Consider the following 22,054-nt stretch of genomic DNA (forward strand, 5'->3'; position numbering starts at 1 on the left):
GCTATCCCTTCATGCGTTCAGGAGTTGGGCCTTGCCCTCGGCAAGGTTTGCTTCGGTCAGCTCGATCCGGCGGCGCAGGGGCACGAATTCCTCGGGCATGTCCGGCCCGCCATCCCACCACTGCGGCAGCTTCTGCTGGACAGCCGCGACAACCTTCTTGAAGTCGTCAGTCTCGCGGAACGCCACGTAGGTGTCCCAATCGCCGCAGCCTTCCAGTTCATGCACCAGGTTGCGGACAGCCACCTTCAGGGCGCTATGGGCAGGCTGCTTGGCGGGGGCGGCTTCAGACGCAGCAGGCGGGTTCTTCGTCGCCGCGTTGCCGTCATCATCTTCCACCGGCACGCCGAACGCCGTCACCAGCGCATACCGGCGGGCATAGGTCAGGGCCGATCCGAACGCCTGCGCGTCATTCTTGTTGGCGGGCACGAACAGGCTGCCCAGAGACAGGTGTTCACCGCCCGCATGATGCAGCATGGTTTCGATCTGCACGCCGCCCTGCACCGGCTCAGGATGCTGGGTAAAGAACAGCCCGTTCTTCACCAGGGCAGGCTTCACCGCCGCGATAACGCTGGTCAGGTCGGCATACTTGCTGCGAAAGTGCGGGTTGTTCGCATCCTTCGTGGCGGCTTCGATTTCGCCGAAAGCCCGCGCCATTGCTGACGCTAGACTGTCGGCCTTCACTTCCGTTATCTTGTTCACGTTTTCCTCCTTCACTTCAAAAAACTGCGTCGATCAGCACCCACACGCCCCAAGCCAGCAGGCCCGCCGCAAAGGCGCACCAGGCAAACACGAAGCGCATTCCCCACGGGTTGTAGGGTTCGCGCTGAAATTCCTCGGGGTGGGCGAACGTGGACGGGTCCAGTTCGGTGGCGCGGCCCGTGTCGGGGTGGCGGGTGAAATGGTGCTTCATGACAGCGCCCACCCGATGCCGAAGTAGATCATCCATGCGGCGCAAATGATAAGCGCGGTCACGGGGACGAAAAACAGGGCGTTAAAGTTGTAGTCGCCGCGATAGTCCTGCGAGCTGCACCAGATCATGGCGAATGCGGAGACAATGGTGGGGATGATCCACAAGCCCAAGGTTATGGTCGCGCTCATGCCGCCGCTCCCGGACGAAGCTTGGACAGTTGCGCGTCGATCAGGTCGCGCACGTTCTCCAGTTCAGAGCGGTGGTCACGAACCTCGCCAGCGTCGATTGTGCCGTTCTCCAGCGCCTTCGCCAGCTTGGCCCCAAGGTCCAGCAGGGCGGTAAGGGTAGAGTGGTCACACACCTTGCCGGGGCGGCTGTCCTCACACAGGCGGTCAAAGTAGCCGGTGAAGCGTCCGTTCCATTCCCTCTTGCCGCGCCCGAACGTCACAGCGTCCATCGTGGCAAGGCCGGTGCGATACTTCGCCGCCTGATCGTCGGACTTGCCCAGCACCGCGCCAATGTCGGCATCGGTCAGGCCGTCCTCTTCCTTGATCTCGGTAAGCGCGCGGGCCAGCGCATCGACCGCGTTTGAAGCGGAATAGGTGGTCCTACGGGCCGTGGATTGTCGGGTCGTCATTGGGCTACGCGAGCAGAGATTGGACGTTGCAGACGGAACAATTGAAGGCTGCGCGGTTAGAAGAAATTCTCGCGCGCCACGCCCTCACCATCACGAAGGAGTCCGCACAGTGACAGACCCCGCCGCGCTTTTGCCGTGCCCGAACCCGTGGTGCGATGGCGATAAACAAGAACCGTGGCGGTCATCAGGGGGATGGTGGCGCGTCGGATGCCAATGCGGTTTTGATGGGCCGTCAGCGCGTTCCCCAGAAGAAGCCATCGCCGCATGGAATGAGCGCACCGGCCAGCTTGTGCCGCGTGCTGCGGTGGAGGGGGCTGTTCTGGCTGATGCCCTTTTGTCGGCGGCTGATTGGCGGCCTTTTGCCAGCGCCCCAAAAGATGGGACTGTGGTCATCGTATTTCGCGAGGACGCGGGCATCTTCATGGCGCATTATGTCGAGGAAGACGCTCACCTGTCTTCTCCGGCGCATCCGCCAGAGGGGGACTGCTTCTGGTTTTCCACCCAAGGCGAAGACCTGACCAGCGACTTACCGACACTTTGGATGCCGCTCGATGGTCTACTTACCGCCGCCCTCGCCCAAGGGAGTGCGACCGATGCCACGGACTAACTTGGAACTCGCCTTGGGCATCATCCTAATGGCGGCGGGGGCAACCCTTGTGGTGTCCTACTGGTGCACCGTTTGGACAAAGCGGCACTACGTTCGGGGCGCGCTTTGGTGGGGCTTGGCCCTGTTCTTCTATCCTCTAACACTTTGGGTGCTGACATGACCATGACTGACCGAACCGCGCTGATCGAGGCTGAAGATGATCGACTGGGTTGGTGGTGCCAAGCGTGTCGGGAAACCGGCATGTTGCACTGCTCAGAGGTCGAAGGATGCATTGAGGTGGGCCAAATGGAGAGGCTTCCGTATAGCGAACGCAAATCTCGCCATGAGGCATTACGTCATTCCGCACCCGCCCTCACCGCCCTCCGTGCAGGGAGTGCGGAGAAGTGAGCGGGCTGGTGGAGCGGTGTCTCGCTTGCGGTCGCCCCTGTTCCGATCATGGCTGGAGCACGCGCGACTTGTGCAGCATGTTTGTCGGCAAGAGCGGCAACGAGGACTTACACGCCCGCATCGCCGCGCTGGAAGCGGAAGTGGAGCGCACCAAACAGGGTCTGACCGCTGCGCTGGTGGTAATAGATTACGCCGCCTCAATCCTGTGGAATTGCCGACCTACTGCCATTGCTGCACGCCCTTCGCACATTGACCAAGCGCTCCGCAACGCCCGCGCCGCCCTGGAGCCGAAGCCATGAACGCGCGGGAGGTCGCTGACATTTACCTGACTTCCGCCAACTTCACGCTGGGCTTTCGTCTGTGGGCGGCATGGAAAGTGCTGACAAACCCCACTGTCGCCTGCGCTACTATTTGCATGTTGGGTGAAGACCTCGCCGTGCGCCGCGAACTGGAGAAGAATGATGGAACGGAATGAAACCACGGAAGCGGTGGAGGCTGTGGCGGTAACGCAGGAGGATCGCGAGGCCACTAAACGGCACCAACACCGCTTTTTGACAGAGGGGCGAAGCGAAACCGAATTGCTATGGGAAGCCTTCGCCCGCCACCGCATCGCCAGTGTAGCAGCCGCCCGCCCGGTGCTGTTCGAGGACCAGTGGCAGCCGATTGAGACGGCTCCGAGAGATGGGACGTGGGTTCAACTGACTGGTGGCCAATTTGATTATGGCTGGGACGGGGAAACGCAGCCGCCAGTTGTATCCGCCCAGTTCAACTATAACTGCTGGCAGGCGGCTTGGTATGACAGCGGCTATTACGGGGAATACGAGAACCCAACCCACTGGCAGCCGCTTCCCACTCCGCCCGCCATCCGCACCGCAGGAGGTTCCCATGAAGGATGAAGCGCGCGTGATCGCGGGGAAGCTGACCAAGGCGCAGCGGGAGGCGTTGACGATGCATCGAAATACACAGGAATGGCGCGGAAGAAACGCGCCTCAATACTGGCTTCCACTTTGGTCGCCGGATGGCCTCGCACTAAAAATGGCGGGGCTAATTACATTTGTCGATGCGGTTTCCAGTGACACGCGCCTCACCCCGCTCGGCCTAGCCGTCCGCACCATCCTACAGGAGCAAGGCCGGTGAGCGCGCAGATCGTCAGCTTCGATGTCGAAAAGGCAAGCCGCTACATTGAGCGGGTCTTCAAGGGCTACCTGATGGACCCTGCCGATACCGACTTTCAGAAGGGCTACCTCGCTGCATTGCTGGACCTTTACACCGAAGGGCTGGGCAAGGGGCTTGATGATGACCGGATCACTATTTTGCAGAGGCAGACCCGCCATGACTGAAGCAGAACAGGAACGGGCGGCGATTGTGGCGTGGCTGCGGGGCGGCGCGGTGGACATGATCGGCCTCGCTGCCAAGTTGCCTGATTGGTCCGCTGCCACGCTTGCGGGATTGGAACGAAACGCCGCTTATTGCGAACAACTGGCCAACCAGATCGAAGCTGGCGCGCACAGGCAGGCAGGCGAATGACGGCACGCCGTCGCCTTATCCCGCTGGCCGAAGCGAACGCGGCGCTGGATCTGCTGGCGGCGCGCGGTATCGACCTGACGCAATGCACCGTTGACATAGGCCCCGATTACGTGCGGGTTAGCCCGCCTGCCAACTCTAACGCAGGCGACTCCCTTGCGCAGTATATCAACCGGCCTTCACATCGTCCCGAAGCGGCTCGCCAGCGGTGAGACGCGATGGCACGTCTATGCATGGCGGAATGGGCCGCCGATCTACACACAGGACGGCAAGAAGCCTGCCATTACGCCAGAATTGCTTGCACTGGCCTATGCCGAGAAACGCCAGCGGGGGCCATCTGACAGGTTCGACAACGTGATTGATGCCTACCGTGCCTCGCCAGAGTTCGCCGCCAAGGCTGACACCACGAAGCGGGAATACCGCCTGCGGCTTGACCAAATCAGCGACCGCTTTGGCAAGGTGCCGATCAGGTTCTTCAATGGCCACGAAATCAGGCGGGAGATTGTCGCGTGGCGCAACGAGATGGCAGACACCCCCCGCGCGGCTGACCGTTGCGTCGGGATGCTGTCCACGGTCCTGAATTGGGCAATGGACAACGCGGACATATTCGAGAACCGCGCCGCCGGTATCGGACACCTGCACCAGACCAACCGCGCCGATAAGGTCTGGGAAGAACGTCACTGGCAGGCGGTTGCAAAGGCGCCGCCGCACATCCACCGCGTATTGGCGCTAGGAAGCCTCACAGGGCTGCGTCTGGGGGATTTGCTGGCCCTGACATGGGAGATGGTGGGCAGGGACTATATCGCGCTCACAACCGCCAAAACAGGCGGTGAGGCGGTCATTCCGCTTTACCCCGAACTGCGCAAGGCGCTCGGCAAGCGCGGCAAGGGGGTCATCCTGCGCAACCTGGCGGGTGAACCGTGGACCACGGACGGCTTCCAATCAAGCTGGCGCAACCATAGGCCCGCTGGCTTTGACCGCCACTTCCACGATTTGCGGGGGACTTTCATCACCAGACTCGCGGTGGCCGGGTTCAACGATGGCGAGATTGCGAACGTCATTGGCTGGACGGCGAAACGGGTCGCAGCGATCCGCGCTAAGTATGTTGACCGGGTGCGCGTGGCCAAGGAAAGAGCGGCCCGTTTACGCAAGCCTGTAAACCGCAAGAAAAAAATGGTGCCGGTTGAGGGACTTGAACCCCCGACCTGATGATTACAAATCAACTGCTCTACCAACTGAGCTAAACCGGCACTCTCGCTTGCCCTACCGTTTCGCTGCTTGAGGGCAAACTTGTCCGCCCTACCGCTTCGCTGCTTGAGGGCCGGCTGCCCTTAGCCTCAAGCCACGCCGAAGGTCCAGCCTTCCGTGCGGGCAATGTGCCCGGTCATCCCCTGCGGCTGCCACAACTCCTGCCGGTGGGCCGCGCGGCGCAGCCAGGCGGCGGTGAGCAGGGCGTCGCCCTCATGGTCAGTCAGCGGGCCGGAACCCGCCAGGGCGGGCGAGGCGATGGCCGGGTGGGCAAAGGCCTCGTTCAGCGCCTCGTAGCTGAGGAACTTGGTCGCAGACGGCTTGCGGCCCACTGCCAGCGCGGGAATCGCAGTATACATCTCCACGATCAGCGAGCCATGCCCCGGATCGGGATCGACCGGCCACACCGGCACCGCACCCGCCAGGGCGTGCAGCACCCGCATCCCGGTCAGCGAGCTTTTGCCCACCTGGCCGTTGCCCACCAGCTTGAAGTTGCTGTGTGGGCGGCACCCGGCATTGCGCTGGGCCACCTCGGTTATCCGCAGGCGACCGCTGCGATGCTCAGCCCCGTCGCAACGGTAACGCGCGCCCATCACCGCGCCGTGGTGGAAAAAGGCGGCGGCCAGCGGGTGGCTGACAAAGCCATCGGCGGCAAAGTGGGGGTCGGCCGCGCTCAGCCGGTCCACCAGCGCCCACAGCGCGCGGGCGTCTTCCGGGCTTTCCTCCCATCCGGGAAAGAACGCACCGCAATCGGCAAACGGCAGCGAAATGCCAAGGTCCATGCCCACCAGCGTTGGCCCGGGCAGGGCGCGCAGCAGGTCCAGCACCTCGCTCCGGCTCCACCCCCGCGGGCCGGGCGGCACCAGCACCGGCGGGCCGCCGTCCGCATGGGCCAGGGCGAGGGCAATGCCCTTGTGGAATTGCCCCCGCGCACCAGACCAGTCGACCGCGAGAAAATACTGGAAGCGGCTCATCCCCGCTCCCGCCGCAGCTTGTCCCAGTAGTCGAGGCGCTTCTTCACCTCGCGCTCGAAGCCGCGTTCGACCGGCTGGTAGAACGGTTGCGGCGGCAGGTCGTCAGGCCAGTAGTTGTCGCCGGAAAAGCCCTCCGCCGCGTCGTGGTCGTAGGTGTAGCCCTTGCCGTAGCCGACGTCCTTCATCAGCTTGGTCGGCGCGTTGACGATGTTCATCGGCGGCATCAGGCTGCCGGTGTCTTTCGCCACCTTCCAGGCAGCCTTCTGCGCCATGTAGGCTGCATTCGATTTGGGCGCGGTGGCGAGGTATAGGCAGGCCTGCACCAGCGCCAGTTCGCCTTCCGGGCTGCCCAGGAACTGGTAGGCATCCTTGGCCGCGATGCACTGGGTGAGCGCGGCAGGATCGGCCATGCCGATATCCTCAACCGCCATGCGCACCAGGCGGCGGGCCAGAAACAGTGGCTCTTCGCCTGCTACCAGCATCCGCGCCAGGTAATAGAGTGCCGCCTGCGGATCGGACCCGCGCACCGCCTTGTGCAGCGCGGAAATCAGGTTGTAATGTCCCTCGCGGTCCTTGTCGTACACCGCCACACGGCGCTGCAGGAAGGCACCAAGGCCCGCCGGGTCGAGCGGCTCGGCTATCCGTGCGGCATAGAGCGTTTCCGCCTGGTTGAGCAGGAAGCGCCCGTCACCATCGGCGCTAGCGACCAGCGCGGCGCGGGCGTCGGCGGTCAGGGGCAGGGGGCCTTCCAGTTCCTCGGCGCGGAGCAGCAGGCTCTCCAGCGCGGCGGCATCGAGGCGATGGAGGATCAGCACCTGCGCGCGGGACAGCAGTGCGGCGTTCAACTCGAAGCTGGGGTTCTCGGTGGTCGCCCCCACCAAAGTCACCGCACCGCTTTCCACGAAGGGCAGGAAGCCATCCTGCTGGGCGCGGTTGAAGCGGTGGATCTCGTCCACGAACAGCAGGGTGCGTTGCCCCATCTTCCGCGCATCCTCGGCGGCGGCAAAGGCCTTGCGCAGGTCTGCCACGCCACTGAACACCGCGCTCACCGCTTCGTACCGCATCCCCACGGCGGCGGCGAGCAGGCGGGCGATACTGGTCTTGCCGGTGCCCGGCGGGCCCCACAGGATCATGCTGGACAGGCGGCCTGCCGCGACCATCCGGCCGATGGCCCCTTCCGGCCCGGTCAGGTGTTGCTGCCCGATCACCTCGGACAGGTCGCGCGGGCGCAGCCGGTCGGCCAGCGGGGCGTCTGCCGCAGGCTCGCCAGCGGGTTGCGGGCTGTCGTCGAGGAAGAGATCGGCCATGGGTGGGAGATAGGATGGCGCGGCCAAAAGGGCGAGGGGTCTTGACCTATCGATTTACTAAGATATATCGGAACACATCAGAGAAAGGAACTTGATGTATACCGATACTGACAGACACGAACTGCGCCGGGCCATGCGCCGCGCACTCAAGGGCATGCGCCGGGGCGGAGGCCACGGCGCCATGAAGGGCCCGCATCGCGGCCATTTCCCCGGCCCCGGCGGCCCGTTCGGCCACGGTGATCCGTTCGAAGGCGAAGGCCCGTTCGGCGGCGGGCGCGGGGGACCGCGTGGTGGCGGCGGTGGCCGGCGGCGCATGCTGCGGACAGGCGAACTGCGGCTGGTGCTGCTGCACCTCGTCAGCCAGCAGGCGCGCCACGGCTATGACCTGATCAAGGCGATCGAGGAGCTGACCGGCGGGGCCTATGCCCCCAGCCCGGGCACGGTTTACCCCACGCTGCAACTGCTGCTGGACGAAGGCACCGTTTCCGAACTGCCTGACGAAAGCGCCCGCAAGGTCTTTGCCATTACCCCCGCCGGCACGGCTGCCCTGGAGCAGGATGCCGAGGCTGCCGCCACCGCCATCGCCCGCCTCTCCTCGCTGGGCGAGGAGCGCCGCTCCGGTTCGCACCGGCAGGTGCAGCGGGCGATGGAGAACCTGCGCAATGCCCTGCACCACCAGCGCGCCGCTGGCCTCGACCAGGCGAAAGTCGAGCAGATCGTCGACCTGATCGACGAGGCGGCCCGCAAGATCGAGCGGCTCTGAACGCTTGCCCATTCCTCTCCGGCGCAAAGCTGTGGTAATGCCCCGCCACGCTTGCGACCGGAGAGGGGGGCAGGATGGACCAGACCGAAGAGGCTGACTTGCGCGATGCGGCCCCGTGGCACCTGTGGGTGGTGGGCGTGCTGTCGCTGATGTTCACGGGCTTTGGCGCCTACGATTATGTCATGTCGCAAGTGGGTGACCGGGCCTATATCGGCGCTGCCGTGGAGCCCTTTGGCATCGATGCGGACGTGGCCGTTTCCTACTTCGCAGGCTTCCCGTTGTGGGCCGATTTCATCTGGGCCGTTGGCGTATGGGGTGCGGTGGCCGGGTCTGTCCTGCTGCTGGCGCGACGGGCCTGGGCCTATCCGGCGTATCTCGCCTCGCTGGCGGGGTTGGTGGGCTCCAACGCCTATACCCTTGCCAATCCGGTGCCGGGGATGACCGACAGTTCACTCACCTATGCCACGGTGGCTGTGGTGTTCGCGGTCATGGTCATGCTGGCGCTCTATGCCCGGGCCCAGCGCGATAACGGCGTGCTAGGCTGATCCGCGGCGCCGGTTGACCAGCCGCAGGTAGACTTCGGCCATCGCGCCGTTGATGGCATCCCACGAATAGCCGCGGCTGCGCGCCTCGCCCGCCGCGCCGTGGGCCTGGCGCAGCGCGGGATCCGCCACATAGGCGGCCACGGCATCGGCAAAGGCGGTCGCATCACCCGGGGGGACCAGCCGCCCGGTCTCGCCATCCAGCACCAGGCTGGTGCTGCCCGTGGCCCGTGCCGCCACCACCGGCACGCCGCAGGCCATCGCCTCTAGCGTCACGTTGCCGAAGGTTTCGGTGACCGAGGGGTTCAGCAGCACATCCATGCTGGCGACGGCCCGGCCAAGGTCTGTGCCGCTCTGGAACCCGGCAAAGACTGCTCCCGGCACAAGCTGGGCAAAAGCATCGCGCGCCGGCCCTTCACCCACCACCAGCACCCGGTGGGCCACGCCGCGCCGCGCCAGTTCGGCAACGCAGGCGCCGAACACGTCGAGGCCCTTCTCCATCACCAGGCGGCCCAGGAAGCCCACGGCCACCTCGCCATCGGCGATGCCCAGCGAGCGGCGCCATTCCAGGCTGCGGCGATCGGCCGAGAAGATCGTGCGGTCCACCCCGCGCGACCAGATGCCGATATCCTCGTTCATCCGCTCCTCGCGCAGAACCTCGGCCATGCTTTCCGATGGCGTGACCAGCGCATCGCAGCGCGAATAGACCTTGCGGGTGATCGCCTTCAGCGGCCCTTCCAGGAAACCCATGCGATAATAGCGCGGGTAGGTATCGAACCGGGTGTGCACCGATGCCAGCACCGGCAGGCCGCGCGCCCGGGCCCATTTCAGCGCCGACCAGGCGGCGAAATCGGGCGAGGAGATGTGGACCAGATGCGGATCGAACCGCGCCATATCGGCCAGCGCCGCATCGGGCAGGGGCAGCGGCATGCGGTATTCGCTGCGGCCGGGGATCGGCAGCGAGGGCACTGGCACCAGCGTGCCCTGCGGCGCAAACGCGGGCCGGTCGTTCACCGGGGAATAGACGCGCACCGTGGCACCGTGGCGCTGGAGATACTCCACCAGCCGGTTCAGCGCCCGGTTCGCCCCGTCGGTGGTCATGTTGTAGTTGCCGCTGAACAGGGCAATCCGCAGGCCGGCGATCTCCATGGTGCCGTGCCTTAGGACAGGATCGTCCTGCTGGGTAGGGGTGATGTTGGCCCCTTGCGAAGCCCTGCATTTTGCCGCGGGCTGACGCTTTTGTGCACCCATCGCGGACAACCCTGGGGGGTTTACGAAGCCGGTTTCCCGCCGTAATCGCCTTCGCGAAGCCAGTCGATCGGGGGAGGCGGGGCCCGGTCCTGCATGTATGCCGGCCCCCGCAGGAGTTGCCTGGATTGAGCGCCAACAGCGGTTCTTCGGGCCACGGCCGCTACGTCACGCTGGACGGAATGCGCGCCGTGGCGGCCATTGCCGTGGCGCTGCTGCATTTCAATGCCGACCTGATGCCGCAAGGGTCGCTGGCGGTAGATTTCTTCTTCGTGCTGTCGGGTTTTGTCCTGATGAAGGCCTATGCCCGCCGGTTTGCCGATGGCATGGGAGTGGCGGCATTCATGCAGGCGCGGTTCAGGCGGCTCTACCCGCTGTTCCTCTCCGGAAGCCTGATCGGCGCTGCCTGGGCGCTGCTGTGCTATGTGCTGCAAACTCCGTTACACCTCAGCCCGCGGTTCATGGCCCATGCGGCCCTGTTCAACTTCGCCATGCTGCCCGATCCGTTAGCTCCGGTACTGTTCCCCTTCAACCTGCCGGCCTGGTCGCTGTTTTATGAACTCCTTGCCAACCTCGCGCTGGTGGCCGTCCTGGCGCGCCTCGGCACGCGGATGCTGTCGGGGGTCGCGCTGTTGCTGCTGGTGCTGTACCTCTACACCCTGTCGATCCCGGTGCCCCCGTCCGCCGACCCGGCCTTGGTGCCGGGGGTGGGCTGGGACCAGCCGATCATCCCGCTGGCGCGCACCGGCTTTGCCTTCACAGTGGGCGTGCTGATCGCGCGGCTTCTGCCTGCCCGGCCACGCAACGCTTCGCTGCTGGCGTTCCTGGCGATCGTAGCCTTTCTGGCGATCCTGCGGCTTGACCTGGCCGTCGCAGTCCAAGCCTGGTTTGCGCCCCTGTTCGTTGTGGCCATCGCGCCCGCGCTGGTCGTTCTGGGTGCCCGGCTGGAGCCGCCGGCGTGGTCCGCCCGTGCAGCGGCATTCACGGGCGAAATGTCGTTTGCGCTTTACGCTATCCATTATCCCATCCAGCAGGTTTTCCAAGCGGCGATGCGGCAACTGGGCTGGACCAGCCCGGCCTTTGCCGCCGTATACGTCGCCGCCGTGCTGTTCGCATCGTGGGTGCTTGTGCGGTGTGTGCCGCCCCTCGCAGCCACCATCGGCTTGCGCTGGAATGGGCCCACTTCGGTTGCAAGGGGAGGATAGCATGATGAAAATCTTTGCCACTTTCGCCGCACTGGTTCCGTTCCTGCTAGGTGCCGGGTCGGGACTGGCCCAGACCGCGCGCCCCATGCTCGACTATGCCTCTGCTGCTGCCATCCGCGACGGCTGCCTGGCCTTTGCGGCGGAGCGGGGGCTGACCGTGGCGGTTGCCGTTTATGACGAGAGCGGGCGGCTGATCGCCTTTGCCCATGCCGATGGCACGCCCACGGCCGTGGCCGATTTTGCCATGTGGAAAGGGCGCAGCGCGGCCACCATTCACGTCGCCAGCAAGGATACCGCCAACTGGGGGCAGGGCGCACCGGGGCTGGCAAGCTGGGAAGGCGGCACGCCGATCTTCACCGCCGGGGGCGTGGCGCTGGGCGGGGTCGGCGTGTCCGGGGCCGCCAGCAGCGAAGACACCGCCTGCGGTGTGGCGGGGATCGCGGCGGCGGGCCTGCTTGCCAGCGCGCCGTAAGCCCGGCGGATCGGCTATTGCGGGCGCGGGGCGGCATCCTCCGGCCGCACCGGGCGACCTTGCGGGCCGAAGGTCCGGCCATCGGCCAGCGTCACGCTGACCAGCGCAGCCCCGGGCGAGCCATCGCGCATGGGATTGACCACCATGTTCACGCGCTGGCCGGGAACCAGCGTGGTACGCCGCCAGCCGCCGCGCGAAATCGTGTTGGGGCTGCCCAGCTCGATGCTCCATTCCCGGGCCGCATGGCCATCGGCACCGGCGGCGTTGATCTGGATCCAGCAATGCGGATTGGTCCACTGGAATTCCCGGATCGTGCCCGACAGGATCACCGTGCGCGACGCGTCGAACATTGCCGTGCTGTGATGCGCTGAAGCCGGCCCGACAGGCGAAAGCGGCATCGCTGCCAGACCGGCCAGGCACAGCGCCTTCACCACATGATTTGCCATCGACTTCCCCTCGAAATTTTTCTCACCCATCCTGCCACGGCCCCCGGCCAAGGCAAGTTGAGCATCGGCCGATTATATGCTTTTGTCGGAGTGAAAGCTATCAGGCTTCACGGGAGAGACACGCATGGACAAGAAGCTGGCGCTGGCTGCGCTCGTCATCGGCCTGGCCACCGCGTCCCCGGCCGCAGCCGAACCCGACTGGAGCGGCACCTGGTATCGCAATTCGGGGGGCTTTTATGAAACCACGCCCGATCGTCCGGTTTCGGAACCGGCCCCGCCGCAAGGCGATCCGCGCTGGCACCCGCCTTACACGCCCGAATTCGAGGCGATCTACCAGCAGAACCTGCGGACCGTCGCCGCCGGGCTCTTTCCCGATCCGGTCTCGGTCTGCGGCACGCCGATCGGGTGGCCGCGCGCGCTGGCAACCCCGGATGGCTATGAATTCGTGGTCAGGCCCGAACAGACCTGGATCCTGACCGAGAACGGCCCCAACATCGTGCGGATCTATACCGACGGGCGGGACCATCCTGCGGCTGACGACCTGTGGAACACCTACACCGGGCACAGCGTCGGCCAGTGGGAAGGCGACGTGCTGCATTTCGATACCGTGGCGCTCAACGGCGTTGGCAAGACCATCCTCGCCCGCCAGGGCGCGGTGGCAAGCGACCATCTGCATGTGACCACCACAGTTCATGAAGACGCGGCGAGCGGCCTTCTGGTTTTCGACCTGGTGCTGGAAGACCCGGTGGCGCTCACCCGGCCGTGGCCGGTCCGCTTCACTTTCGCGCGGTTTCCGCCCGGCACCAACGTGTGGGACTATGCCTGTGCCGAGAACAACCGCAATCCGGTGACGCAGGACGGCCGCACGCTGACGCTCGACACCGACGGCAGGGTAATCGACCAGGAGGTTTCCACCGGGCCATAGGCGCAAACGAAAAGGGGCAGGTCCTGCGGCCCGCCCCTTGTTCGATATATCAGGTGCCTGGCCTCAGGCCGCTTCGACCTTGCGCTTGTGGCGCTTGCGCTCGTGCGGGTCGAGGTAGACCTTGCGCAGGCGAATCGACTGCGGGGTAACTTCCACCATCTCGTCATCGTCGATGTAGGCGATGGCCTGTTCCAGCGTCATGATGCGCGGCGGGGTCAGGCGGATGGCATCGTCCTTGCCGCTGGAACGGAAGTTGGTGAGCTGCTTGGACTTCAGCGGGTTCACTTCCAGGTCGTCCGGCTTGGCATTCTCGCCGATGATCATGCCTTCATACAGCTTGGTCTGGGGCGAGATGAACAGGGTGCCGCGTTCTTCCAGGCTGTTGAGCGCATAGGCCACGGCATCGCCGCTTTCCATGCTGATCAGCACGCCGTTCTGGCGGCCCTCGATGCGGCCCTTGTAGGGGCCGTACTTCTCGAACAGGCGGTTCATGATGCCGGTGCCGCGCGTGTCGGACAGGAATTCGCCGTGATAGCCGATCAGGCCGCGCGACGGGGCGGAGAAGGTGATGCGGGTCTTGCCGCCGCCGCTGGGGCGCATGTCGGTCAGCTCGGCCTTGCGCAGCGCCATCTTCTCGACGACCGTGCCCGAGTGCTCGTCGTCCACGTCGATCACCACGGTTTCATACGGCTCGGTGCGGTTGCCGTTCTCGTCGGTGCCGAAGATCACGCGGGGGCGCGAAATGCCCAGCTCGAAGCCTTCGCGGCGCATGGTCTCGATCAGCACGCCCAGCTGCAGTTCGCCGCGGCCGGCGACTTCGAAGCTGTCCTTGTCCTCGCTCTCGGTGACGCGGATGGCGACGTTGCTTTCCGCCTCGCGCTCGAGCCGGTCGCGGATCATGCGGCTGGTCACCTTGCTGCCTTCGCGGCCGGCCAGCGGGCTGTCGTTCACGGCAAAGCGCATCGACAGCGTGGGCGGATCGATCGGCTGGGCGTGCAGCGGCTCGGTGACCGAGGGGTTGGCAATGGTGTTGGCCACGGTGGCCGTGGTGAGGCCGGCGATCGACACGATGTCGCCCGCCTTCACCTCATCAACCGGCACCCGCTCCAGCCCGCGGAACGACAGCAGCTTGGAGGCGCGGCCGGTCTCGATCACCTTGCCCGAGGAGTCGAGCGCGTGGATCGGGTCGTTGACCTTGAGCGAGCCGGAGAACACCAGGCCGGTGAGGATGCGGCCCAGGAAGTTGTCACGATCGAGCAGCGTCACCAGGAACTTGAACTCGCCCTCCGGGTCTGCGCTGGGGGCCGGCACGTGGTCCACGATCTTCTGGAACAGCGGGTTCAGAGTGCCTTCGCGCAGGGTGGGGTCTTCGTTGGCATAGCCGTTGCGGCCCGATGCGTAGAGCACGGGGAAGTCGAGTTGCTCGTCGCTGGCATCGAGCGACACGAACAGGTCGAACACCTCGTCCAGCACTTCCTGGATGCGCTCGTCCGGGCGGTCGATCTTGTTGACCACAACGATCGGCTTCAGGCCCAGGCTCAGCGCCTTGCCGGTCACGAACTTGGTCTGCGGCATCGCGCCTTCGCTGGAATCGACCAGCAGGATCACGCCGTCCACCATGCTGAGGATCCGCTCCACCTCGCCGCCGAAGTCGGCGTGGCCGGGGGTATCGACGATGTTGATGCGGGTGCCTTCCCATTCCACGCTGGTGCACTTGGCCAGGATGGTGATGCCGCGTTCCTTCTCGAGGTCATTGGAGTCCATCGCGCGCTCTTCCACGCGCTGGTTGTCGCGGAAGGTGCCGGACTGGCGGAACAGCTGGTCGACCAGGGTGGTCTTGCCATGGTCGACGTGGGCAATGATCGCCACATTGCGAAGGGGCGCGGACATACGGAAAAGCCTCGGTTTCTTAAGGGGGCAGGGCGGGGCACGCGCCGCCGCCATATTCGCCGCGCGCTCTAGCTGTTTGTATGCTGCACTGCAAGGTGCCTGACATAGCGGTCAATAATGGCGAAAAAACGCCCTGAATCGGGACGTTGCGCCCCATTCTGTGGCTCATTTGCTACAACCGCGGTTTCATTGGCAACCGAATCCACCGCAGCATTTACCTTAACCATTGCGTTAACTAGGGCGCCCGGCCTAATCAGGTTCCCAGAAGGGTGTGTGAAAGAGTCCTGATAGAGGGACCGTCCGCATCGCTACGGGAGATGGAGACTCTTATGATGATGCGTTCCGCCGGCCGTGCCGGTACTGCCCGCGTTCTGCTCTGCAGCGCCGCCGTGATTGCCCTTGCCCTGCCCGCCGTGGCTTCCGCCCAGGATGCGGGCGACGCGGAGGAGGCTGACGGCAACATGATCGTGGTCACCGCCACCAAGCGCGAGACCACCCTGCAGGAAACCCCCGTTGCCGTCTCGGTGACCGATGCCGAAACCCTCCAGCGCGAACAGATCCGCGACCTGAAGGACCTGCAGACCGTGGTGCCCAGCCTGCGCGTCACCCAGTTGCAGAGCAGCGCCAACACCAACTTCATCATCCGCGGCTTCGGCAACGGCGCCAACAACCTGGGCATCGAGCCTTCGGTGGGCGTGTTCGTTGACGGGGTGTACCGCAGCCGTACCGCTGCGGCGATCGGCGACCTGCCCAACGTCAGCCGCATCGAAGTGCTGCGCGGGCCGCAGAGCACCCTGTTCGGCAAGAACGCCTCGGCCGGCGTCATCTCGATGGTGACCAGCGCCCCCTCGTTCGACTGGGAGGGCTCGGGCGAGGTGTCCTACGGCAACCTCGATGCCATCGTTGCGCGCGGCTACATCAGCGGTCCGCTGTCCGATACCACTGCCTTCAGCGTGGCCGGCGGCTACAGCGTGCGCGACGGCTATAACGAAGATCCCGCATCGGGCACCCGCACCAACGACCGTGACCGCTGGTTCGTGCGTACGCAACTGCTGTTCGACAACGGCGATGACCTGACGCTGCGCCTGATTGCCGATTTCGACAAGATCGACGAGCTGTGCTGCGGCGTGGTCAACCTGCGCCGGTCCGCCGCCTCGGCCGCGATCCTGGGCCTGGGCGGGCAGTTGACCGATCCGGCCAATCCCTATGCCAACGTGGTCTACAACAACTTCGCCTCGACCAACGACATCGAGAACCACGGCTTCTCCGGCCAGATCGACTGGGACCTGGGTGGCGGCGTGCAGTTCACCTCGATCACCGCCTACCGCGAAACCCACGGCGAGTTCCGCCTGGACGTGGACTTCACCTCGCTCGACCTGCTGCAGCGCGAGCAGGAGCAGGACCTGCACACCTTCACACAGGAAGTGCGCCTGACCGGCGAGGTTGGCCCGGTGAACTTCCTGGCCGGCGTGTTCTACTTCGATGAAGGCATCACCGAAGAACAGCGCGTGTTCAAGGGCAGCCGCTTCCGCAACTTTGCCGATCTGTCGGCCGGCGGCAACGGCACCGGCTCCACCGTGGTCACGCTGGAGCGGACCATCGGCGCGCTTTACGGCAACCCGTTCCAGTTCGATGGCCAGTTCGGCTCTGCCGGCCTGGCTGAGAGCGGCACCTTCAACCTGCGCAACGATGCCCTGTCGTTCTTTGGCCAGCTCGATTTCGAGGTGGCCGACGGCCTGGTGCTGACGCTGGGCGGCAACTACACGATGGACGACAAGACCGCCGTCACCAACTACCAGTCGAGCGACGTGTTCTCGAACATCGACCTGGTGGATGCCGGCTTCCGCGCCATTCGCGTGCAGGGCATCCAGCGCGGCGTGGGCCAGTTCCTGAACCTGGGCCGAAATGCCACGCAGGATGAGGTGAACGCTTTCCTGGCCGGGCTGAACCAGCAGCAGCTGCTGGCGGTCAACACCCAGATCATCACCCCGGCCACGCAGTTTGCCACGGCGAACGCCAGCAATCCTGCGGTCAACCCGTTCCTGGTCGGCACCGCGCTGCAACTGTTCCCCCGCTTCATCAACATCCCCAATGCGGTGGAAAGCGGCGAAACCAGCGACAACGATTTCAGCTATACCGCGCGGCTGGCCTATGACGTGAACCCGGACGTGAACGTCTATGCGTCCTATGCGACCGGCTTCAAGGCCAGCAGCTTCAACCTGGCGCGCGACAGCCGCCCGCTGGCGGGCGACCTGGCGGCGGTGCGGGCGCTGAACCCCACGTTCAATAACCAGACCTCGGGCAGCCGCTTCGCCGGGCCGGAACGGTCGAAGGTGTTCGAACTGGGCCTGAAGGGCAACTGGGACCTGCTGAGCCTGAACCTCGCCGGCTTCCGGCAGGACATCAACGGCTTCCAGTCCAACACCTTCACCGGCACTGGCTTCCTGCTGGCCAACGCCGGCAAGCAGCGCACCTGGGGCGTGGAACTGGAAAGCGTGATCACCCCGGCCGATCCGCTGAGCATCAACTTCGCGGTGACCTACCTCGATCCCACCTTCGTCAGCTTCCCCAACTCGATCGTGGGCGACCTGTCGGGCACCCGCCCGGCCGGTATCCCCGAATGGACCGTGGTGGTCGGCGGCCAGTACGAGCTGGATCTGGGCAACGGCGATGCCATCGTGGCCCGCGCCAACTATCACTATGAGAGCGAAGTCCAGGTGGTCGAGGCGCTGGAGCCGGGCAAGTGGGGCGGCAATGCCCAGGCCATTGCAGCGGCGGCCGCGTTCCGCCGCCAGGTGGACGACGTGTCTGCCTCGCTGGGCTATGAGTCGGACTCGGGCCTGGACGTGACCGTGTGGGCACGCAACCTGCTGAACGATCGCTACCTGCTCAGCCTGTTCGATTCGCCCGGCCAGCCGGGTTCGATCTCGGGCTATCCCAACCAGCCCCGCACCTATGGCGTGACGGTGCGCAAGTCCTTCTAAGAGCCGGGCAAACGGTTGAACCGACAAGGAAAAGGGGGCTTCGCGGCCCCCTTTTTCGTGTCCCCTTGCGGCACGCGGCTTAACCGCATGTTTGCCAAATCAACGATTGTGGTGTCTCTTCCCCCCGCGCTGTCGTGAAAGGCAGGCATGGGAAGGGGGTAAGCTATGACCAATTACGCTGGATTCTGGCGCCGTGTGGGGGCCTATCTGATCGACGTGATCCTGCTGGGGATCGTCACCAGCATCCTGGGGAGCGTGCTGGGCCTGCCGATGGGCACCGAGGCCATGTCGGCCATGATGAGCGGCGATCCGGCCGCGATTGCCGCCGCGCAATCGTCGGGCAACACCGGCAACCTGATCAGCATCCTGATCGGCGTCGCCTATTTCGCCGGCATGGAAAGCTCCAGCCACCAGGCGACCCTGGGCAAGAAGGTGCTGGGCATGGTGGTGACCGACGTGAACGGCAACCGCCTCAGCCTGGGCCGCGCAATCGGCCGCTACTTCGCCAAGTTCGTTTCGGCGATCATCCTGGGCATCGGCTTCATCATGGTGGCCTTTACCGAGAAGAAGCAGGGCCTGCATGACATGATCGCCGGCACCCTGGTGCACGTGGGCCAGCCCACCGTGGGCAACGCGCAGACCTTCAGCTGACCGGCTTTCCGACGCGCTGATAAGGGGGCGGGGCTGCATTGGCCCCGCCCCTTTTGGTACCCGTCAGAGGCTGCGCAGCGCCGCCGCCGGTTTTGCCCGCAGCACCGGCAGGCTGGCGAGGAAGGCGAAGACCAGCACCAGCGCCAGCCCCGCGCCCAGAACCAGCATGATGCGCGGCCAGTCGGGCAGCCAGTCGAATTCGAACAGTTGCGTGATCACCAGCCAGGCAAGGCCTGAGCCGAGCGCCAGCGCCACGCCCGCCAGCACGAAGGCGAGCAGGCCGAATTCGGCAAATTGCAGCCCCAGCAACTGTCCGCGGCTGGCCCCCAGCACGCGCAGGATCACGGTGTCATAGATGCGCGCGGCACGGGCGGCGGCAATCGCCCCGAGCAGCACGGCGACACCCGCCAGCACGGCCACCGAGGCCGCGGCAAGGATCGCCAGCGACACCTGGTCAAGAATGGCGCGCGCCTCTGAGAGGATCGGCCCCACCTCGATCACCGAGCTTGACGGGAAGGCAACCGCAAGTTGCCGCAGCAGGCCGGGCGGCACGCCATCGGCAAAGCTGACCGTGGCGGCCACGTTGTGCGGGGCATCGGCCAAGGTATTGGGGCTGAAAACGAAGACATAGTTGAAGCCCAGGCTCTCCCAGTCCAGCCGGCGGAAGCTGGCGATGGTGGCGGTCTTCTGCACGCCCAGCACGCTGACGGTGATGATGTCGCCCAGTTCCAGCCCGGCGGCCAGGGCCAGCTCCTCGTCCACCGAGACGAGCGGCGTGCCGGTGTAGTCCGCCGGCCACCATTCGCCTTCTGTCAGCACGTTGCCTTGCGGCACCTGTACGGAATAGGTGAGCCCGCGCTCTCCGCCCAGGGCCCAGGCCCCTTCCGGCAGTTCCTCCAGCTCGGCCACCACGGTGGGATTGGCCGGGTCTCCATATTCCAGCACCTGCCCGCGCAGGGTGGGCGTGCTCTCGATAGCGGCCCCGGGCGCGGCGGCTTCGACCAGGCCGGTGAATTCGGCCAGCCGCGCGCGGGGAACGTCAAGCACGAAATAGTCGGGCGCGATCTGCGGCACCGAGCGGCGGATATTGCCGTCCAGGCTGGTCTGCACCGCCGCCAGCAGCACGAAGGCAGACAGGCCGAAGCCCAGCGCGGTCACCAGCGCCCCGGTGGCCGCGCCGGGCCGGTGGATGTTGGCCAGCGCCGCGCGCCAGATGGGATTGGCCGGGCGCGGCAAGCGGCGGGCCACGCGGCGGATGCCCAGCCCCAGCAGCGCCAGCAGGCCCAGCATGGCCAACGCTCCCGCCAGGAACCCGGCGGAAAGGGCCGGGGTGGGCGATCCGGCCAGTGCCAGCAGGGCGATCCCCGCCATCCCCAGGCCCACGGGCCGCAGGGCGGCGCGCCAGCTTCCCGCGCCCAGCGGGGCGACCCGCTCACGCATCAGCGCCATGGCGGGGAACGCGCGGGCGCGCAGCACCGGCGGGGCGGCAAAGACCAGCGCCACCAGCAGCCCGAAGGCAAGGGCGCGCAGCAGGGCCAGCGGATCCAACGTCACACCCGCCCGCACCGGCAGCAGGTCACCCAGCGCGCCGGCCAGCACTGGGGTAACCAGCACGCCTGCCGCCAACCCCGCCAGCGATCCGGCCAGCGCCGCGGCGCCGATCTGCAGGATGTAGATGCGAGCGATGTCGCTGCTCGTTGCCCCCAGGATCTTCAAAGTGGCGATGCCTGCGCGCCGCGCTTCCAGGTAGGAGCCGACACCTAGGCCGATCCCGATCCCGGCGATGACCAGCGCGGCCAGGCCAACCAGCGTCAGGAATTCGCCCATGCGGGACACGAACCTTTCCGCCCCCGGGCTGGCGCGGTCACGCGTGCGGGTGTCCAGCCCGCTTTCGGGGAAGCGGTCGAGCAGGGCTTCCTCCACCTCGGCGGGATCGTCCGCGCCGGTGAAGCGCACCCGCGTCTTGGTTTCGTACATCGCGCCCGGTTGGGTGAGGCCGGCGGCGGGGGGCACGTCCAGCCCCACGATCACCGTCTGGCCCAGGGTGAAGCCTTCGGACAGGCGGTCCGGCTCCTCGCCGATCACGCCGGCCACGGTCAGCGGCAGGGTGCCGATGGTGAAGGTGTCGCCGACGTTGATATCCAGCCGCTCGGCCACGCCCTGAGCGATCCACGCGCCACCTTGCGGCAGTTCGCCCGCCACCGAGCCATCGGCCAGCGTCAGCGCGCCATAGAGCGGCCAGTTTGGGGCCACGGCCTTCAGCTCCACCGGGGAAGCAGCTTCCCCGGCGCTGGCCATCGCCTGCATCCTGAGGCCGGGGGACAGCTCGCCATAATCTTCGAGCCAGGCAGTTTCCTCCTCGGTCAGCGGGCGCTGGTAGACTTCCACCTCGAAATCGCCGCCCAGGATCACCTGGCCCTGGCCGTCCAGCTCGCTGCGGATCGCACTGGTCAGGCTGCCGATGGCCGCCAGCGCCCCCACGCCCAGGAACAGGCAGACGAGCAGGAGCCTGAGGCCCCGGAACTGGCGGTGAAGGTCGCGCCGGGCGATGCCCCAGGCCGCGCGCCAGCCCAGCGTGGTCATCTTGTGGTATCGCTCACGATCAGCCCGTCACCCAGCGTCACCACCCGATCGCACAAGGAGGCGAGCTCGCGGTCGTGGGTGATCATCACCAGCGTGGCCCCGGTATCGGCGCGGCGGGCCAGCAGCACGTCCATGATGGCGTGGCCGGTGGCGGTATCCAGGTTGCCGGTCGGCTCGTCGGCAAAGATCAGCGGCGGGCGCGGGGCAAGGGCGCGAGCGATGGCCACGCGTTGCTGCTCGCCGCCGGAAAGCTGGGCGGGGTAGTGGGTCAGGCGATGGGCCAGCCCGACGGCCTCCAGCTCGGCGGCAGCGCGCTCCCACGCGTCGGCCATCCCGGCCAGTTCCATCGGCGTGGCGACGTTTTCCTGCGCGGTCATGGTGGGCAGCAGGTGGAAGGCTTGCAGAACGATGCCGATGCGGCCCCGGCGGGCGAGGGCCAGCGCATCCTCGTCCATCGTGGAGAAGGTCGCGCCCGCCACGGTCAGGTCACCGCTGGTGGCGCGTTCCAGCCCGGTCAGCACGGCCATCAGGCTGCTCTTGCCCGAACCGGACGGGCCCAGCAGGGCCAGCGTCTGCCCGGCGGGCACGGTCAGGTCGATGCCCTTCAGGATTTCGACGGCGGCGGTGCCGCTACCCAGCGTCAGGCGCAGGTTGCGGGCAACGATGGCGGGCTGGTCTATCGGGGGGGTTGTCACGGGCCTTGGATGACATAGCTAGGGCAGGTTGAAAAGCTGTGGGTGGTAACCGAATG

At 66.0% G+C, this 22,054-nt stretch carries 26 protein-coding genes and 1 tRNA gene; 15 read left to right on the plus strand and 12 right to left on the minus strand.

What is annotated here, in order from left to right:
• Positions 1 to 9 precede the first annotated feature (9 nt).
• Genes GRI99_RS14720 through GRI99_RS14735 form a run of 4 tightly spaced genes read right to left on the minus strand, consistent with a single transcriptional unit; the run spans position 10 to position 1,547 of the window.
• Positions 10 to 699 (minus strand): ERF family protein, encoded by a 690-nt coding sequence (locus GRI99_RS14720; protein ID WP_160772821.1) that lies wholly within the window; start codon positions 697 to 699, stop codon positions 10 to 12.
• Between the two features lie 16 nt (positions 700 to 715).
• On the minus strand, positions 716 to 910 hold the full coding sequence (locus tag GRI99_RS14725; RefSeq protein WP_160772822.1) for a hypothetical protein: 195 nt from the start codon (positions 908 to 910) through the stop codon (positions 716 to 718).
• Positions 907 to 1,098 carry a hypothetical protein gene (locus GRI99_RS14730; RefSeq protein WP_160772823.1) on the minus strand — a complete coding sequence of 64 codons (192 nt, stop codon included), beginning with the start codon at positions 1,096 to 1,098 and terminating at the stop codon, positions 907 to 909. The genes GRI99_RS14725 and GRI99_RS14730 overlap by 4 nt, the downstream gene beginning before the upstream one ends.
• Positions 1,095 to 1,547: a hypothetical protein gene (locus GRI99_RS14735; protein WP_160772824.1), complete on the minus strand. Its 453-nt coding sequence runs from the start codon at positions 1,545 to 1,547 to the stop codon at positions 1,095 to 1,097. Before GRI99_RS14735 ends, GRI99_RS14730 begins: the two co-directional genes overlap by 4 nt.
• A 109-nt stretch (positions 1,548 to 1,656) precedes the next feature.
• Between GRI99_RS14735 and GRI99_RS14740 the strand changes: the two genes are divergently transcribed.
• The 8 genes from GRI99_RS14740 to GRI99_RS14775 all read left to right on the plus strand — a co-directional run bounded on the left by GRI99_RS14740 (position 1,657) and on the right by GRI99_RS14775 (position 5,274).
• Positions 1,657 to 2,154 carry a hypothetical protein gene (locus GRI99_RS14740; protein WP_160772825.1) on the plus strand — a complete coding sequence of 166 codons (498 nt, stop codon included), beginning with the start codon at positions 1,657 to 1,659 and terminating at the stop codon, positions 2,152 to 2,154.
• A gap of 464 nt (positions 2,155 to 2,618) precedes the next feature.
• Positions 2,619 to 2,840, plus strand: coding sequence for a hypothetical protein (locus GRI99_RS14745; protein WP_160772826.1), 222 nt, complete (start codon positions 2,619 to 2,621; stop codon positions 2,838 to 2,840).
• Positions 2,837 to 3,016 (plus strand): hypothetical protein, encoded by a 180-nt coding sequence (locus tag GRI99_RS14750; protein WP_160772827.1) that lies wholly within the window; start codon positions 2,837 to 2,839, stop codon positions 3,014 to 3,016. Before GRI99_RS14745 ends, GRI99_RS14750 begins: the two co-directional genes overlap by 4 nt.
• Positions 3,003 to 3,437, plus strand: coding sequence for a DUF551 domain-containing protein (locus GRI99_RS14755; protein ID WP_160772828.1), 435 nt, complete (start codon positions 3,003 to 3,005; stop codon positions 3,435 to 3,437). The genes GRI99_RS14750 and GRI99_RS14755 overlap by 14 nt, the downstream gene beginning before the upstream one ends.
• Complete coding sequence (locus GRI99_RS14760; RefSeq protein WP_160772829.1) at positions 3,427 to 3,678, plus strand: hypothetical protein; 252 nt, start codon at positions 3,427 to 3,429, stop codon at positions 3,676 to 3,678. The genes GRI99_RS14755 and GRI99_RS14760 overlap by 11 nt, the downstream gene beginning before the upstream one ends.
• Positions 3,675 to 3,881: a hypothetical protein gene (locus GRI99_RS14765; RefSeq protein ID WP_160772830.1), complete on the plus strand. Its 207-nt coding sequence runs from the start codon at positions 3,675 to 3,677 to the stop codon at positions 3,879 to 3,881. Before GRI99_RS14760 ends, GRI99_RS14765 begins: the two co-directional genes overlap by 4 nt.
• Positions 3,874 to 4,068, plus strand: a complete 195-nt coding sequence (locus GRI99_RS14770; RefSeq protein ID WP_160772831.1) for a hypothetical protein — start codon at positions 3,874 to 3,876, stop codon at positions 4,066 to 4,068. Before GRI99_RS14765 ends, GRI99_RS14770 begins: the two co-directional genes overlap by 8 nt.
• Before the next feature lie 153 nt (positions 4,069 to 4,221).
• The gene (locus tag GRI99_RS14775) at positions 4,222 to 5,274 is read left to right on the plus strand and encodes a tyrosine-type recombinase/integrase (protein WP_160772832.1); all 1,053 of its coding nucleotides are present in this window, start codon (positions 4,222 to 4,224) and stop codon (positions 5,272 to 5,274) included.
• Here the strand turns inward: GRI99_RS14775 and GRI99_RS14780 are convergent.
• From GRI99_RS14780 to GRI99_RS14790, 3 genes are all read right to left on the minus strand, one after another.
• A tRNA-Thr gene (locus GRI99_RS14780) sits at positions 5,240 to 5,315 on the minus strand. The two genes, GRI99_RS14775 and GRI99_RS14780, sit on opposite strands and share 35 nt — an antisense overlap.
• 87 nt (positions 5,316 to 5,402) lie before the next feature.
• The gene (locus tag GRI99_RS14785) at positions 5,403 to 6,287 is read right to left on the minus strand and encodes a hypothetical protein (RefSeq protein ID WP_160772833.1); all 885 of its coding nucleotides are present in this window, start codon (positions 6,285 to 6,287) and stop codon (positions 5,403 to 5,405) included.
• The gene (locus GRI99_RS14790) at positions 6,284 to 7,594 is read right to left on the minus strand and encodes a replication-associated recombination protein A (protein ID WP_160772834.1); all 1,311 of its coding nucleotides are present in this window, start codon (positions 7,592 to 7,594) and stop codon (positions 6,284 to 6,286) included. The genes GRI99_RS14785 and GRI99_RS14790 overlap by 4 nt, the downstream gene beginning before the upstream one ends.
• A 94-nt stretch (positions 7,595 to 7,688) precedes the next feature.
• Here GRI99_RS14790 and GRI99_RS14795 point away from each other — a divergent pair, with 94 nt between their 5' ends.
• Positions 7,689 to 8,357 (plus strand): PadR family transcriptional regulator, encoded by a 669-nt coding sequence (locus GRI99_RS14795; protein ID WP_237438367.1) that lies wholly within the window; start codon positions 7,689 to 7,691, stop codon positions 8,355 to 8,357.
• 74 nt (positions 8,358 to 8,431) lie between these two features.
• A complete protein-coding gene (locus tag GRI99_RS14800; RefSeq protein ID WP_160772835.1) occupies positions 8,432 to 8,902 on the plus strand; it encodes a hypothetical protein in 471 nt (156 codons plus the stop codon).
• On the opposite strand, the gene GRI99_RS14805 is transcribed toward GRI99_RS14800, so the two are convergent.
• Complete coding sequence (locus GRI99_RS14805) at positions 8,894 to 10,048, minus strand: glycosyltransferase family 4 protein (protein ID WP_160772836.1); 1,155 nt, start codon at positions 10,046 to 10,048, stop codon at positions 8,894 to 8,896. The two genes, GRI99_RS14800 and GRI99_RS14805, sit on opposite strands and share 9 nt — an antisense overlap.
• 227 nt (positions 10,049 to 10,275) lie before the next feature.
• Here GRI99_RS14805 and GRI99_RS14810 point away from each other — a divergent pair, with 227 nt between their 5' ends.
• Positions 10,276 to 11,352 carry an acyltransferase family protein gene (locus tag GRI99_RS14810; RefSeq protein WP_160772837.1) on the plus strand — a complete coding sequence of 359 codons (1,077 nt, stop codon included), beginning with the start codon at positions 10,276 to 10,278 and terminating at the stop codon, positions 11,350 to 11,352.
• 1 nt (position 11,353) lies between these two features.
• Positions 11,354 to 11,824, plus strand: coding sequence for a heme-binding protein (locus tag GRI99_RS14815; protein WP_160772838.1), 471 nt, complete (start codon positions 11,354 to 11,356; stop codon positions 11,822 to 11,824).
• 14 nt (positions 11,825 to 11,838) lie between these two features.
• Here the strand turns inward: GRI99_RS14815 and GRI99_RS14820 are convergent, their stop codons facing one another.
• A complete protein-coding gene (locus GRI99_RS14820; protein ID WP_160772839.1) occupies positions 11,839 to 12,270 on the minus strand; it encodes a DUF6152 family protein in 432 nt (143 codons plus the stop codon).
• Between the two features lie 124 nt (positions 12,271 to 12,394).
• Here GRI99_RS14820 and GRI99_RS14825 point away from each other — a divergent pair, with 124 nt between their 5' ends.
• On the plus strand, positions 12,395 to 13,195 hold the full coding sequence (locus GRI99_RS14825) for a hypothetical protein (protein ID WP_160772840.1): 801 nt from the start codon (positions 12,395 to 12,397) through the stop codon (positions 13,193 to 13,195).
• Between the two features lie 63 nt (positions 13,196 to 13,258).
• On the opposite strand, the gene typA is transcribed toward GRI99_RS14825, so the two are convergent.
• Positions 13,259 to 15,085: a translational GTPase TypA gene (typA, locus tag GRI99_RS14830; protein WP_160772841.1), complete on the minus strand. Its 1,827-nt coding sequence runs from the start codon at positions 15,083 to 15,085 to the stop codon at positions 13,259 to 13,261.
• Positions 15,086 to 15,417: 332 nt separating this feature from the next.
• Between typA and GRI99_RS14835 the strand changes: the two genes are divergently transcribed.
• Together GRI99_RS14835 and GRI99_RS14840 are read left to right on the plus strand one after the other, a co-directional pair.
• The gene (locus tag GRI99_RS14835) at positions 15,418 to 18,069 is read left to right on the plus strand and encodes a TonB-dependent receptor (RefSeq protein ID WP_237438368.1); all 2,652 of its coding nucleotides are present in this window, start codon (positions 15,418 to 15,420) and stop codon (positions 18,067 to 18,069) included.
• Positions 18,070 to 18,234: 165 nt separating this feature from the next.
• A complete protein-coding gene (locus tag GRI99_RS14840; protein WP_160772842.1) occupies positions 18,235 to 18,720 on the plus strand; it encodes an RDD family protein in 486 nt (161 codons plus the stop codon).
• Between the two features lie 63 nt (positions 18,721 to 18,783).
• Here GRI99_RS14840 and GRI99_RS14845 read toward each other — a convergent pair whose 3' ends face one another.
• Both GRI99_RS14845 and GRI99_RS14850 read right to left on the minus strand, forming a co-directional pair.
• Positions 18,784 to 21,303, minus strand: a complete 2,520-nt coding sequence (locus GRI99_RS14845; protein WP_160772843.1) for an ABC transporter permease — start codon at positions 21,301 to 21,303, stop codon at positions 18,784 to 18,786.
• Positions 21,300 to 21,998, minus strand: coding sequence for an ATP-binding cassette domain-containing protein (locus tag GRI99_RS14850; RefSeq protein ID WP_160772844.1), 699 nt, complete (start codon positions 21,996 to 21,998; stop codon positions 21,300 to 21,302). Before GRI99_RS14850 ends, GRI99_RS14845 begins: the two co-directional genes overlap by 4 nt.
• Positions 21,999 to 22,054: the final 56 nt, after the last annotated feature.

Source organism: Alteraurantiacibacter buctensis, from assembly GCF_009827655.1.
Classification (GTDB): Bacteria; Pseudomonadota; Alphaproteobacteria; order Sphingomonadales; family Sphingomonadaceae; genus Alteraurantiacibacter; species Alteraurantiacibacter buctensis.